The 12,596-nt window shown below is 69.0% G+C and carries 12 protein-coding genes and 1 pseudogene; 3 read left to right on the top strand and 10 right to left on the bottom strand.

Annotated elements, in window-relative coordinates:
• Nucleotides 1–3 precede the first annotated feature (3 nt).
• The 3 genes from MQH10_RS08240 to trxB all read right to left on the bottom strand — a co-directional run bounded on the left by MQH10_RS08240 (nucleotide 4) and on the right by trxB (nucleotide 4,195).
• Nucleotides 4–1,737 carry an N-acyl-D-amino-acid deacylase family protein gene (locus tag MQH10_RS08240; RefSeq protein WP_242563584.1) on the bottom strand — a complete coding sequence of 578 codons (1,734 nt, stop codon included), beginning with the start codon at nucleotides 1,735–1,737 and terminating at the stop codon, nucleotides 4–6.
• 66 nt (nucleotides 1,738–1,803) lie between these two features.
• Entirely contained in the window at nucleotides 1,804–3,102 is a 1,299-nt protein-coding gene (locus MQH10_RS08235; RefSeq protein WP_242563583.1) for a UDP-N-acetylglucosamine 1-carboxyvinyltransferase, read from the bottom strand.
• An 85-nt stretch (nucleotides 3,103–3,187) separates the two neighbouring features.
• Nucleotides 3,188–4,195, bottom strand: coding sequence for a thioredoxin-disulfide reductase (trxB, locus tag MQH10_RS08230; protein ID WP_242563582.1), 1,008 nt, complete (start codon nucleotides 4,193–4,195; stop codon nucleotides 3,188–3,190).
• Nucleotides 4,196–4,334: 139 nt separating this feature from the next.
• Between trxB and pseI the strand changes: the two genes are divergently transcribed.
• Entirely contained in the window at nucleotides 4,335–5,390 is a 1,056-nt protein-coding gene (gene pseI / locus MQH10_RS08225; RefSeq protein ID WP_242563581.1) for a pseudaminic acid synthase, read from the top strand.
• Here pseI and MQH10_RS08220 read toward each other — a convergent pair.
• The 6 genes from MQH10_RS08220 to greA all read right to left on the bottom strand — a co-directional run bounded on the left by MQH10_RS08220 (nucleotide 5,387) and on the right by greA (nucleotide 10,364).
• Nucleotides 5,387–5,773, bottom strand: a complete 387-nt coding sequence (locus tag MQH10_RS08220; RefSeq protein ID WP_242563580.1) for an iron chaperone — start codon at nucleotides 5,771–5,773, stop codon at nucleotides 5,387–5,389. The genes pseI and MQH10_RS08220 overlap by 4 nt on opposite strands.
• Nucleotides 5,774–5,859: 86 nt before the next feature.
• Nucleotides 5,860–7,143, bottom strand: a complete 1,284-nt coding sequence (locus MQH10_RS08215) for an NAD(P)-binding protein (RefSeq protein WP_242563579.1) — start codon at nucleotides 7,141–7,143, stop codon at nucleotides 5,860–5,862.
• 78 nt (nucleotides 7,144–7,221) lie between these two features.
• Nucleotides 7,222–8,298 (bottom strand): UDP-2,4-diacetamido-2,4,6-trideoxy-beta-L-altropyranose hydrolase, encoded by a 1,077-nt coding sequence (gene pseG / locus MQH10_RS08210; protein ID WP_242563616.1) that lies wholly within the window; start codon nucleotides 8,296–8,298, stop codon nucleotides 7,222–7,224.
• A gap of 45 nt (nucleotides 8,299–8,343) precedes the next feature.
• The gene (locus tag MQH10_RS08205; RefSeq protein ID WP_242563578.1) at nucleotides 8,344–8,805 is read right to left on the bottom strand and encodes a GNAT family N-acetyltransferase; all 462 of its coding nucleotides are present in this window, start codon (nucleotides 8,803–8,805) and stop codon (nucleotides 8,344–8,346) included.
• Nucleotides 8,802–9,803 carry a mitochondrial fission ELM1 family protein gene (locus MQH10_RS08200; protein WP_242563615.1) on the bottom strand — a complete coding sequence of 334 codons (1,002 nt, stop codon included), beginning with the start codon at nucleotides 9,801–9,803 and terminating at the stop codon, nucleotides 8,802–8,804. The genes MQH10_RS08205 and MQH10_RS08200 overlap by 4 nt, the downstream gene beginning before the upstream one ends.
• Nucleotides 9,804–9,890: 87 nt before the next feature.
• A complete protein-coding gene (greA, locus tag MQH10_RS08195) occupies nucleotides 9,891–10,364 on the bottom strand; it encodes a transcription elongation factor GreA (RefSeq protein ID WP_242563577.1) in 474 nt (157 codons plus the stop codon).
• Nucleotides 10,365–10,557: 193 nt separating this feature from the next.
• Between greA and MQH10_RS08190 the strand changes: the two genes are divergently transcribed.
• Nucleotides 10,558–11,394: a DMT family transporter gene (locus tag MQH10_RS08190; protein ID WP_242563576.1), complete on the top strand. Its 837-nt coding sequence runs from the start codon at nucleotides 10,558–10,560 to the stop codon at nucleotides 11,392–11,394.
• A gap of 78 nt (nucleotides 11,395–11,472) precedes the next feature.
• Entirely contained in the window at nucleotides 11,473–12,099 is a 627-nt protein-coding gene (locus MQH10_RS08185; protein ID WP_242563575.1) for a glycoside hydrolase family 19 protein, read from the top strand.
• Here the strand turns inward: MQH10_RS08185 and MQH10_RS26760 are convergent.
• A pseudogene (locus MQH10_RS26760) lies at nucleotides 12,096–12,595 on the bottom strand (P-loop nucleotide/nucleoside kinase family protein). The gene MQH10_RS08185 and the pseudogene MQH10_RS26760 sit on opposite strands and share 4 nt — an antisense overlap.
• Nucleotide 12,596: the final 1 nt, after the last annotated feature.

Below are 12,596 nucleotides of genomic sequence, written 5' to 3'. Positions count from 1 at the left end.
GACTTATTCCGCGGCGAGCAGGGCCGGGGCCGCCTGGGGCCCGCGGATCAGCTTGCCGGGCAGGTCGCCCGTCGCCTCGCCGTTCTCGAAGGTCACCACGCCGGAGACGATGGTGGCGCGATAGCCGTCGGCCTTCTGGATCAGGCGGCGGCCATCGGCGGGCAGGTCGAACACCATCTCCGGCGCCCGGATCGACAGGGCGTCGAAGTCGATGACGTTCAGGTCGGCCTTCATGCCGGGCGCGATGACGCCGCGATCGTTCAGGCCATAGAGGCGGGCGGTCTCGCGGGTCTGCATGGAGACCACCTTCTCCAGCGGCATGCGTTCGCCCCGCGACCGGTCGCGGACCCAGTAGGTCAGCATGTAGGTCGGGAAGCTGGCGTCGCAGATCACGCCGCAATGGGCGCCGCCGTCCGACAGGCTGAGCACGGTGTTGGGATCGTGCATCATCTCGACGATGTGGTCGAAGTTGTGCTGGGCGTAGTTCAGCAGCGGCAGATAGATGTAGCCGCGGCCGTCGTTCTCCATGAGCATGTCATAGACCACCGCCTCCGGCGTCAGGCCCTTGCGGGCGGCCTCGGCGGCGACGGAGTCCTCCAGGCGGGGCTCGTATTCCAGCTGACCGTCCCGCTCCAGGCGGAACATGTTGTTGAAGTCCTGCAGCAGGGCGCCCATGGCCGCGGCCTGGGGCGTGATCTCCGAGATGATCGCCTCGCGCACCGCCGGATCCTTCAGGCGCTCAAGGCGCTCGGCGAAGGGCAGTCGGGCGATGGCGCGGTAGGCGGTCTTGACGACGAACGGATGCACGGTGGACTGCCAGCCCAGCACCATGCCGGTAGGGCGGCAGGCGATGCCGGCGGTGATGTTGGCGCCCTCGGCCTGGGCCTTGGCGGTGAGCGCCAGCATGTCGCGCCACTTCTCCGGCTGGAACGGCGACTGCAGCAGGCTGAAGGTCACCGGCAGTTTGGTCTCCTTGGCGAACTCGGCCATCCAGGCGAACTCGTCCTCGGGGATGGTCATGTCCGAGGCCAGCTCGAAGACGCCGTGACCAGCCTCGCCCAGCGCCCGCCCGATGCCGATCATCTCGTCGGCGCCGGCGAAGGTGCCGGGGATGACCTCGCCGTCCTTGGTGCGGTGGAGCGCGGTGCGCGAGGTGGAGAAGCCCAGCGCCCCGGCCTGTACGGCCTCACGGGTGATGCGGGCCATCTCGGCGATGTCTTCCGGCGTCGCGGCCTCGTTCTTCGCGCCGCGTTCGTCCATGACATAGGCGCGGATGGCGCTGTGCGGCGCCTGGGCGGCGACATCGAGCACCCGGGGCTTGCGGTCCAGGCTGTCGAGATATTCCGGGAAGGTCTCCCAGTCCCACTTCATGCCCTCGGCCAGCGCCGAGCCGGGGATGTCCTCGACGGCCTCCATGATGCCGATCAGCCACTCGTGGCGGTCGGGCCGGGCGGGCGCGAAGCCGACGCCGCAATTGCCCATGACCACCGTGGTGACGCCGTGCCAGCAGGAGGGGCTGAGATAGGCGTCCCAGGTCACCTGGCCGTCGTAGTGGGTGTGAATGTCGACCCAGCCGGGGGTGACGAGCAGGCCCGTGGCGTCGATCTCGCGCCGGCCCTTTTCCAGAATGGTCCCGACCTGGCTGATGACGCCGTTATCGACTGCCACATCGGCCTTGCGGGCCGCTGCGCCGGTGCCGTCGACCACCAGGCCGCCGCGAATGACCAGGTCGTGCATGGTTCCCTCCCAGGGTGTTTTCACGACCATACCGGGAATAGGAAGGGCGGCAATGGCGCCCTTAGGTCAGTCTCCGTAGACCCACTCCACATCCGCCCCCAGCGCGTTGAGGTTCTCGACGAACCTGGGGTGGGCGCGCTTGATCGGCGCGGCGTTGAGGATGGTCGACTGGCCCTCGATGCTGGCGGCCAGCATGAACAGCGCGATGGCGACGCGGATGATGTAGGGGCTCTCGACCGCCGCCGGCATCAGCGGCTTGCCGCCATAGGTGATCAGGCGGTGCGGGTCGCAGAGCACGGCGTGGGCGCCGAACTTGCCGAGTTCCTGGGTCCAGCCCAGCGCGCCCTCATAGACCTTGTTCCAGAACATCACCGAGCCCTCGGCGCGGACGCCCAGGGCCACAAAGATCGGCAGCAGGTCGGCGGGGACATAGGGCCAGGGCGCGGCCTCGACCTTGGTCAGGATGTTGGTGGTGAAGGGCGCACGGACCTGCAGCCGCCCGTCGATGCGGGCCGAGGACCAGCCGTCCTTGTGGGTCACCTCGACGCCGAACTTGGCGAAGGTGCGGTCGAGCAGGGGGAACTGATCAGACGCCCCGTTCTTGACCGAGACTTCGCCGCCGGTGATCGCGCCCATGGCCAGGAAGGTGGCGACCTCGTGGAAGTCGTCGGCGAAGGTGAACTCGGCGCCGCCCAGCTTGTCGACGCCCTCGACGGTCAGCCGCGAGCCGCCGACGCCGGAGACGTCCGCGCCCATCAGCTTGAGGAAGGCGCAGAATTCCTGGACGTGGGGTTCGCAGGCGGCGTTGGTCAGCTGCGAGCGGCCCTTGGCCGTGGCGGCGCACAGGGCGAAGTTCTCGGTGGTGGTGACCGATGCATAGTCCAGCCAGTGGTCGGACGAGGCAAAGCCCTTGGGCGTGGAGATGTAGAGGGCCTCCGGGGTGCGCACGACCTCGGCGCCGAAGGTCTGGAACACCTCGATATGCGGGTCGATTTCGCGGGCGCCCAGGGTGCAGCCGGTGGCGTCCTCCTCGATCGAGGCGGCGCCGAACCTGTGCAACAGCGGCGGAATCAGCATCAAGGTCGAGCGCATCCCGAGCGGCAGGTGCGCGGCCTTGGGGTTCAGGCCCTCGCCGTGGCGGATGCGCAGGGTCCCGCTATCGTAGTTCATATCTACGGTCGACCCAAGATTTCCGAAGAAATCCAAGATCTTGCGGACATCTGTTATGTCCGGCACGCGATGCAGGGTCACGGGCTGATCCGTGAGCAAGGTCGCGCAAAGCACGGGCAGCACAGCGTTCTTGTTCGCGGACGGGGTGATGGAGCCCCGGAGCGGCCGGCCGCCGCGCACGATCAGGTTGGTCATGGCCGCGCTCGTCAGTCTTGGGGTTCGACAGGCGTCATAGCCCAGCGAATGGGGAATCCAGAAGCGGCTTCGCGCAGGCGCGCGATCACCAGGTCGCGATCTTCTGCGCCTCGGTGTGGCTGATCGGGTGGTGGGCCTTGGCGTGGTCCTCCTCGGCCAGCAGTCGGACGGCTTCCAGGGCGGCCATGCAGCCCATGCCGGCGGCGGTGACCGCCTGGCGGTAGACGTCGTCGGTGACGTCGCCGGCCGCGAACACGCCGGGAATGGCGGTGGACGCCGTGCCCGGCGTCACATGCAGATATCCGGCCGGGTCCATCTCCAGCTGATCCTTGAACAGCTCGGAGGAGGGGGCGTGGCCGATGGCGACGAACAGGCCGTCGCAGGAGATCTCGCGGACCTCGCCGGTCTGGGCGTGCTTGAGCTTCAGGCCGGTGACGCCCATCGGATCGGAGGCGCCCAGCACCTCGTCGACCGAGTGGTTCCAGATGATCTCGATCTTCGGATTGTGGAAGGCGCGCTCCTGCAGGATGCGCTCCGCCCGGAACTCGTCCTTGCGGTGGACGATGGTCACCTTCGACGCGAAGGAGGTCAGGAACAGGGCCTCCTCGACCGCAGTGTTGCCGCCGCCGACCACCACGACCTCCTTGCCGCGATAGAAGAAGCCGTCGCAGGTGGCGCAGGCCGAGACGCCGAAGCCCTGGAACTTCTGCTCGGAGGGCAGGCCCAGCCACTTGGCCTGGGCGCCGGTGGCGATGATCAGGGTCTCGGCCAGCCAGACGGCGCCGCTATCGCACTCCAGGCGGAACGGGCGCTGCGACAGGTCCGCCTTGATCACGATGTCATTGATCAGCTCGGCGCCCATGTGCTCGGCCTGGGCGCGCATCTGGTCCATCAGCCAGGGGCCCTGGATCACCTCGGCGAAGCCCGGATAGTTCTCGACGTCGGTGGTGATGGTCAGCTGGCCGCCGGGCTGGATGCCGGCGATCAGCACCGGCTGCAGCAAAGCGCGCGCGGCGTAGACGGCGGCGGTGTAGCCGGCCGGGCCGGAGCCGAGGATTAGACAGCGGGTGGTGCGGGGGGTCTCTTGAGCCATGTCCGCTATTTAGGTGAGATTCCGCCGGAGCGCATCGGCCATGAATGCGAGAAGGACTGAGGGCGCTGTGAGGTTTCGTCTCCCTGGAGGGAGGACGTTGGTTAACGACCGCTTCAGCGGCGCGCGGTAGGTTCCAGCCATGACCGGGCTTCCCGAAATCCAGATCGCCGGCCGCCGGATCGGGGCGGGGCATGAGCCCTATGTGATCTGTGAGCTGTCCGGGAACCACAACGGCAGCCTGGACCGGGCGCTCGCCATGGTCGACGCCGCGGCCGACACCGGCTGCGACGCCATCAAGATCCAGACCTACACCGCCGACACCATCACCATGGACGTCGACCGCCCGGAGTTCAAAATCCACGGCGGGCTGTGGGACGGGCGCAGCCTCTATGAGCTGTACCAGGAGGCCCAGACCCCCTTCGAATGGCATGCGGCGATCTTCGAGCGCGCCAAGGCCCGGGGCGTGACGATCTTCTCCAGCCCCTTCGACGAGACGGCGATCGACCTCTTGGACAGCCTGGGCGCCCCGGCCTTCAAGATCGCGTCGTTCGAGGCGATCGATATCCCGCTGATCCGCTATGCGGCGGCCAAGGGCAAGCCGCTGATCATCTCCACCGGCATGGCCAACCTGGCCGAGATCGCGGCGGCCCGTGACGCGGCGCTCGCCGCCGGCGCGGCGGGCGTGGTGCTGCTGCACTGCGTGTCGAGCTATCCGGCCGCCCTGGAGGACGCCAATGTCCGCACCGTGGTCGACATGGCCGCGCGGTTCGACTGCCCGATCGGCCTTTCCGATCATACCCACGGCACGGCCGCCTCGGTGGCGGCGATCGCGCTGGGCGCCAGCGTGGTCGAGAAGCACTTCACCCTGGCCCGCGCCGACGGCGGACCGGACGCCGCCTTCAGCCTGGAGCCGCCGGAGTTCAAAGCCCTGGTCCGCGACTGCAAGGACGCCTGGACCGCGCTCGGCCGGGCGCATTACGACCTGCTCGGCTCGGAAAAGGCCAACCGACAGTTCCGCCGCTCGCTCTATGTCAGCGCCGACGTGAAGGCGGGCGAGCCGCTGAGCCGCGCCAACATCCGCTCCATCCGGCCGGGCGACGGCCTGGCCCCGGTCCATCTGGACGAGGTGCTGGGAAGACCCGCGGCCCGCGACCTGAAGCGCGGCGAGCCGCTCGCCTGGAACATGGTCGGCTAGCGGGGCTTCGCCCGCCTGGCCTTGGCCGCCGCCGCCCTTTCAGCGTCTTCCCGCACCCGCCGTTCGACGATGGCGCGCACCAGGGCCTCGGGCAGGGGCTTGTCCGGCTGGAAGCGGATCGTGCCCTTGCTGGTGTCATAGGCGGTGAGTTCGGCGAGCTGGGCTTCGGTCAGGCCGTGGGGATAGAAGGCGCAGTGGCGACGCGCAGCGCCCATCCAGACCAGCACCCCATGCTTGCGGAAGCCCGGCATGCCGTAGCTGATGCACTCCTCCGCGCCCGGCGCGGCGGCGTGGATCTGTTCGCGCAGGCGCTGCAAGGCCGCGCGCTGGTCGGGCGGCAGGGCCGCCAGATAGTCGTCAATGGTCGTCGGGCCGGCCTTCACCACATCGCCTCCGCAAACGCGCCGAGCCGCCGGCGCTCGCCTCAAGGACGGCGGTCGCGTACCGATCCCGACCTCGGCCCGAGGATTTAGGCGGCCACGGCGGCCGGGGGCGCGGCCTGCAGGGCGTCGGTCAGGGCCAGGGTCAGGGCCTCGTGCCGCGCCGTGATGTCCGGAACCTCCCACAGCGGGGCGATGAAGCCGCCGCCCTGGGCGCGGGCCAGGGCCGCGCGCAGGCGGACCAGAGCCTTGGCCGTGTCCGTCGACAGGATGTCCCATCGCGGCTCCATGCGAACGGCCAGGGTCTCGCCCAGCTGCAGGGAGGCGCCGTGGAAGCCGGCCATCAGGCGGTGGATCTCGCGGGTCAGGTCACAGCCCCGCACCTCGGTGAGGCACTCGGCGGCCAGCAGCACCTGGCCGCGGGTCTCATAGAGCCGCAGGCGGGTGACCGCGCCCTGGGCGGTGAAGTTGCGCACCTCCAGCGGGGTCGGGCCGGCGTAGCGAACCTTGAGGACGTAGGTGACGAGGCTGTGGGCCTCGGGCTTGGGCGCCTCGAGCCCCATGGGCTTGAACAAGGGGCGCGGATCGGCCGCCCAGACCATCACCTCGTCCGTCTCGCGTCCCTCCAGGGCCGCGTGCGGAGCCACGAAAGACGGCGTCACGATCCGCACGCCCAGGCGGCCGAGCGCCTGGCGGATGCGCATGAAGAAGGGGGCGAGGCCGTCCTTGGGCACGCCGGCGCTCAGGCTCTGCAGCCGGCCCCACAGAGGGGCGGGCAGGCCATAGAGGCTGTCCTGGCGCGCATCGGCCCGCTTGGCGGCGGCGATCTCGACGACCTCGGGACCGAGCGGGAACACCCGGTGCATGCCGAGCGCCCGGGCGGTGTCGGCGTGAACCTCGTCCAGCCAGGCGCCGAGCCGCCATTGGCAGAACCTGGCCAGGGGCTGGGCGATGTCGTGGGGATAGGCGCGGATCCGGTCGGCCAGGCTGTCGCCCAGCACCGGCCCGAGATCCAGGGCGCGGGTGCGCAGGGCAGGACCGCCGAAGTCCTTGGTGAACTGCAGGTCGTCGCCGGCGGCGGTGACCGAGCCCGTGCGGCTCTCGACGTCCTCGAAGGCCACGCCATGGGATTCCAGCAGCCGTCGGGCGCTGTCGCCGGCGGAGCCGAAGGCGAGGTCGCATTCGCGGATTTCCAGGCCATGATCCTGGCGGGGCAGGGCGTGGCCGCCCAGCTGGTCGAACCGGTCGTGCAGCGTGATGTCGCGGACGCCCATCTCGTGGGCCTGGAAGGCGGCGAGCAGGCCGGTCAGGCCTCCGCCGATGATACGGACCTTGGAGGCTTTCGCGCCCCCCGTAAGGCTATGCGGACCCATTGGACCTTTTCTTGGGCGCATTCGACGCCCTGACGCTTCTTTGACGCTCAAGCTGCGCCCTGGGGTGCGAAAGGACCGTTAATCGCCCAAATTCAGGGGGTCTCGCGGCTGCGGCGGAGCGCCGCGCTCGGCGATCAGGCCGAGGAACGCCTCGGCGGTGCGGGCCGCGCCGCGCCCGTCGCAGACCGTGGCCGACGCCGCGGTCAGGCGGCTGCGCAGGGCGGCGTCGGTCAGCAGGCGCACCACCACCCGGTCGATGGCCTGGTCCAGGCCGTCCGCGCCGGCGTCGATCACCAGGGCCGCGCCGCGCTCGGCCAGGGCCTGGGCGGCGGGACGCTGGTTCTCGGCCACGATCAGTATGGCCTGGGGCAGGCCGAGCACGCAGCGCTCCCAGGTGGTCGAGCCCGCCGCGCCGATGCCGATGTCGGCCTCGGCGATCAGCTGGCCCATGTGCGGGGTATCGACATGGATGGTCAGGCGCGGATCATGGGCCGCGACCCTCAGCAGGGCCTTCTGGCCGGGCGCCGAGCCGCCGATCACCACGTCGAGCGCCAGGTCCCCCAGGCGCAGACGAAGCCGGTCGACGATACGGGTGGTGAGCCCGCCCGGATCGGTCAGGCCCAGCGCCAGCAGCACCCGGCGCACGGGCCCGCCCCGCCGCGCCAGGGCGGCGTCGCGCAGGTCGGCGAATTCGGGACGCACCGGCGCATAGGCGGGACCCAGCAACAGGCGGACATCGTCCTCGACCAGCAGGGCGTAATCGGTGGGCGAGCGGGCGGGACCGGAGTCCACGATCATGTCGCCGCCGAGCGGCCGGTCCGCCAGATCGTCCAGCACCAGGGCCGGGCGACCGTGGGCCAGCGCCCGATGGTCGTCGCGGTCCAGGCCGTAGTGATCGAAGACGACAGCCTCGAAATCCACCCCGGTCAGGGCGTCGGCCAGATCGTCGGGATTGAGCGAGGTCGCCTCCTCGCGGGCCAGCTCCGGCGCGAACTGATCGAGGATCACGGCGACGGCCGGCGAGGCGGCCATGGTGCAGATCGCGCCGCGGGCGGCGAGCGCCCTGGCCAGGGTGATCGACCGCATGACATGGCCGCCGCCGACCTCGGGGCCGGCGTTGGCGATGAACAGGATGCGGGGACCGGAGGGAATCATCACGCGAGTACAAAAGGCTTAAAGACGCCGCCTGCAAAGGCGGTCTTAGCGCGCAGCCTCGATGGCCGCGTCGATATCGGTCTTGAAGATCACGAAGAACAGCTCCGGATCGCCGGGATCGAGGTTCTCCACCACGCCGGAGACCTTGTAGTTCCGCGCCGCCAGCAAGGTGCGCATCACCTCGTTGGACTCGTTGGTCGAGACGAACATGCGGTCGTCATCGATGCCCATCTCGATGTGGGTCATCAGGGCGGAAGCGACGCCGGCGCGGCGGCGGTTCTCGGCGGTGGTGATGCGTTCCAGGAACGGATGGCCGAAGAACTCGCTCATGATCGCGAAGCCCGCGATCTGGCCGTCGAGGACCAGCACCTTGACCGAGCTGCCGCCAAAGCCGGCCAGGGCCTTGGACAGATAGTCGTGCCGGCGCTCGGCGATCCCCATGGCCGGATCGATGGCGATGATGGCCGCCAGGTCGGCGGATGTTCCGATGCGGATCTCGACGCTCATGCGGTCTGTCTTTCGTCGAGCCGGCGCAGCACCTCGTCGGCGGCCCGGTCGGTCTCGTTCAGCGCCTTGTACTTCCACTTGTGCAGCGCGCCGCCGAACGGACGGGCGGCGCCCAGGCGCTCCAGGTCTTCGTGGAACAGGCGGAACTTCAGGCTGTCGCCGTCCATCTTCAGGATGAACACGGGCTTGCCAGTCGAGGCGGCCTCGGTCGCCATGTTGGCGCTGTCCTCGGTGACCAGGATGTAGTCGGCCGCGGCCAGGTAGGCGAAATAGGGATTGGGCCCTTCGCCGTCCCAGACGAAGCCCTGCATGTGCTTGAGCCGCGACGACAGGATCGCGCGGGCGCTGTCGGGGGTGCGGCGCGAGAAGGTCACCATGACCGAGCCGCCCGCCTCGGTGACGGCCTGTTCGATCTCATAGGCCATGGCCGCCGCGCGCTCCGGCGACAGATTGTGCGCCTTGGACTTGCCGCCGATCAGCACCGCGACGCGGGGCCGGGGCAGGGGATCGATGATCGCCTTGAAGCGGGCCAGGTCCGCCTTCAGCCGCTTGGGGGTGACCCGATGCGGCGATCCGGTGATGGGAAAGACGTTTTCGCCCTGGGTCCGGTCGTGCTTGGGCGCGACGACCAGGTCGAAGGGGCTGGTCGGCATGCGCGGATCCTGGATCTGGACCACGAAGCTTTGCTTCTTGGACCAGGCGCGCAGACGCATGGACAAGGGCAGGGTGGCGCGGCCCGCGGCGATCCAGATATCCGGCCAGGGCGGGACGATCTCGCTCTCCGGCGTCAGCGCCTTCAGCGGCAGGGGATTGAGGAACCAGGGCAGGCGGCCGATCCGGCCTTTCCAGGCGATGGTCTTCACCACCACCTCGGCCTTGCGTTTGCGCTGGATGGCTTCGGCGAGGCCCAGGGCCGGGCCAGCATTGCCCGCCCGTCCGTCAGAGACGGCCCAGATGGTCAGCGGCGGCGGGGAGGGAGGCTTCGCCAAGCGCGTGATCCGTGGTTGCGACAAGGAGACGGCGGCGCACCGGTCGCGCGCGCCGCCGTCCTCTCGTTGATCATTGGGGCTGGGTTAAGGCGAAGCTTAGACCCACTCCACTTTGGCGATCTCATAGGCCTTCACGCCGCCGGGGGTGTTCACCTCGACAACGTCGCCGGTCTCCTTGCCGATCATCGCGCGAGCGATGGGCGACGAGATGGAGATCCGGCCCGACTTCACGTCAGCCTCGTGTTCGCCGACGATCTGGTACCGAGCTTCTTCCTCGGTGTCCTCGTCGACGACGGAAACGGTCGCACCGAACTTCACCTGAGTGCCGGAAAGCTTGGATACGTCGATGACCTGAGCGCGCGCCATCTTGTCTTCGATCTCGGCGATTTGGCCTTCGATCCAGCCCTGGCGCTCCTTAGCGGCATGGTATTCAGCATTTTCCGACAGATCGCCGTGGGCTCGCGCCTCGGCGATCGCGGCGATTACCGCCGGCCGTTCAATGGTCTTCAAACGCTTTAGGTCCTCGTCAAGGGCTTGGTAGCCCCCGACGGTCATCGGGACTTTTTCCATAGCAGATTGTGACTCAGGTTCGCCCTTGGGATTGTGTTCCGGCCGCGGGCGCAGGCGTCCGGGGGGTGAAAGGATAGAGGCGCGTCACGCAAAACTCAAGGGGTGCAATGCAGCATGATTGCGTCCGGGGGTGGCGGGTGGGTCACACCGACCGCAAGGACGGCAAGGGAATCAGGATTAGCTGCGCCGCGCCATGACTCCCGTCCAGACCGCCTCCGCCATGATCATCGTGTCCGGCGCCGCGCACGCGGTGGTCAACGCGATCCTGAAATCGGGCCAGGACAAGATGTCCAGCCGGGCCCTGATGGACGGGTTCTCGGCCCTGATCGTCCTGCCCTTCGCCTTCATCGTGCCCCTGCCGACCGGCGCCTGGCTGTGGCTGGTGACCTCGGGCTTCGTGCATTTCGCCTATCTGTTCTGCCTGATCCGGGCCTTCGAGACTGCGGACTTCTCGGTGGCCTATCCGATTTCGCGGGGGCTCGCGCCGGCGCTCGCCGCCACAGTGGCGGTGGGGGTGTTCCGCGAGCCGATCAGCCTGGCGACCGCTGTTGGCATCGTCCTGGTCTCCACAGGGGTGATGACGGTGGGCATGGGCCGGCACGTATCGCGCAAGGCGCTGGCCTGGGCCGCGGCGACCGGAGTGACGATCGCCCTCTACACCGTGCTGGACGCGCAAGGGGTGCGCGCCGCGCCCGGCGCGCCGAGCTACATCGTCTGGATCTACATGGTCGATGGCCTGGTGATCGGGGTGATCTTCGCCCTGTGGCGCGGCCCGCGCTTCCTGCTGGCGGCCCGATCGGAATGGAAGGCGGGCTTGGCGGCGGGCGCCTTCTCGCTCCTGACCTACGGCCTGGCGCTCTGGGCCTATCGCCTGGGCGATACGCCCCGTCTGGCCGCCCTGCGCGAGACTTCCATCCTGTTCGGGGTCGCCATTGCGGTCGTGTTCCTCAAGGAGCGCCTGACCCGCGGGCGGCTGATCGGCATCGCCACCATCGCCGCCGGCGCCGCGACCCTGCTGGCGGCGGGCTGAACAGCTTGACCGTGGTTTCGCGCGAGGGTTGAAGTGGCCCGTGGGCGCCGAGGCGGCGTCGAGACGGGGGATCGCGACATGGGACTGAGCAATGCCGGGGCGTTCTTCGCGGCTCTGAAGCAGTCCCAGCTGCTCGGCGCGACCCTATCCCAGGACGAGGTCGACGGGGCGCAGGCCCTGCTCACCGCCCTGGACGGCGACAACTGGGCCACGGCCTGGGCGGCCTATGGCCTCGCCACCGCCTATCACGAGACCGGCCACACCCTGGAACCCGTCACCGAGCGGGGCGGCGACGAATACTTCCGCCGACGCTATGACATCACCGGCCTGGATCCGGCCCGCGCCAAGGCCAATGGCAACACCGCCCCCGGCGACGGGATCGCCTATCGCGGCCGGGGCTATGTCCAATTGACCTGGAAGAACAACTACAAGAAGGCGGGCCAGGTGGTGGGCGCCGACCTGGTCGCCGTGCCGGAGCTGGCGTTGCGGCTGGACTACGCGGCCAAGATCATGTGCAGCGGCATGCGCAACGGCTGGTTCACGGGCAAGGGGCTGGGCCGCTACATCCCGGAAGACGCCAAGACGGCGACCAACGGCCAGTACGTGCTGGCCCGCTATGTCATCAACGGTACGGACCGCGCGGCCGACATCGCCAGCTATGCGATGATCTTCGAGAAGGCGCTCACCGCCGGCGGCTGGAGCTAGTCGCTCTCCGACACCACACAGCCGGCCAGTTCGGCGGCGTCGGGCGCCTCGAACACGCCTTCCATGAAGTCGAACATCTGCGGCGTGACCGCCAGGGAGAAGCCGTCGCCGCTGATCTGGTGGCGCTCCAGCACGCGGGCCCTTCGGACCAGGGGCGGGGCGGTGACGAAGTGGAACTGGCAGGGCAGTTCGACCGCCTGGGCGATCTCGGCCACCCGGGCGCGGTCGGCCCGGCGCATCAGGCCGAGGTCCAGCACGGTGGAAACCCCGGTCGCCATGACCGCCGCCAGCGTCGCCCAGATCTGGCCTCGCAGCGCTCGACCCGCTCCATCATCCACTCGAATTCCACCGGCTCGGGCATGTCCGGCGCAAACAGCCGGGCCATCCAGTCGTCGATGGAGAAATGGACCGCCGGCTCTGAGCGAGCCAGGGTCTTGGCGTAGGTGGACTTGCCGGCGCCCGAGGGGCCAAAGATCACGTGAAGCGTGGCGGTCATG

Source organism: Phenylobacterium aquaticum (assembly GCF_022695515.1).
Lineage (GTDB): Bacteria > Pseudomonadota > Alphaproteobacteria > Caulobacterales > Caulobacteraceae > Phenylobacterium > Phenylobacterium aquaticum.
This window is presented reverse-complemented; position numbering and strand designations above follow the sequence as displayed.

Bases quoted from the DNA above. Each gene is read 5' to 3' on its own strand.
- MQH10_RS08215 (WP_242563579.1), bottom strand. From the start codon at position 7,143: ATGGGTCCGCATAGCCTTACGGGGGGCGCGAAAGCCTCCAAGGTCCGT.
- pseI (WP_242563581.1), top strand. From the start codon at position 4,335: ATGACCGGGCTTCCCGAAATCCAGATCGCCGGCCGCCGGATCGGGGCG.
- MQH10_RS08240 (WP_242563584.1), bottom strand. From the start codon at position 1,737: ATGCACGACCTGGTCATTCGCGGCGGCCTGGTGGTCGACGGCACCGGC.
- pseG (WP_242563616.1), bottom strand. From the start codon at position 8,298: ATGATTCCCTCCGGTCCCCGCATCCTGTTCATCGCCAACGCCGGCCCC.
- trxB (WP_242563582.1), bottom strand. From the start codon at position 4,195: ATGGCTCAAGAGACCCCCCGCACCACCCGCTGTCTAATCCTCGGCTCC.
- MQH10_RS08190 (WP_242563576.1), top strand. From the start codon at position 10,558: ATGACTCCCGTCCAGACCGCCTCCGCCATGATCATCGTGTCCGGCGCC.
- MQH10_RS08235 (WP_242563583.1), bottom strand. From the start codon at position 3,102: ATGACCAACCTGATCGTGCGCGGCGGCCGGCCGCTCCGGGGCTCCATC.
- greA (WP_242563577.1), bottom strand. From the start codon at position 10,364: ATGGAAAAAGTCCCGATGACCGTCGGGGGCTACCAAGCCCTTGACGAG.
- MQH10_RS08185 (WP_242563575.1), top strand. From the start codon at position 11,473: ATGGGACTGAGCAATGCCGGGGCGTTCTTCGCGGCTCTGAAGCAGTCC.
- MQH10_RS08205 (WP_242563578.1), bottom strand. From the start codon at position 8,805: ATGAGCGTCGAGATCCGCATCGGAACATCCGCCGACCTGGCGGCCATC.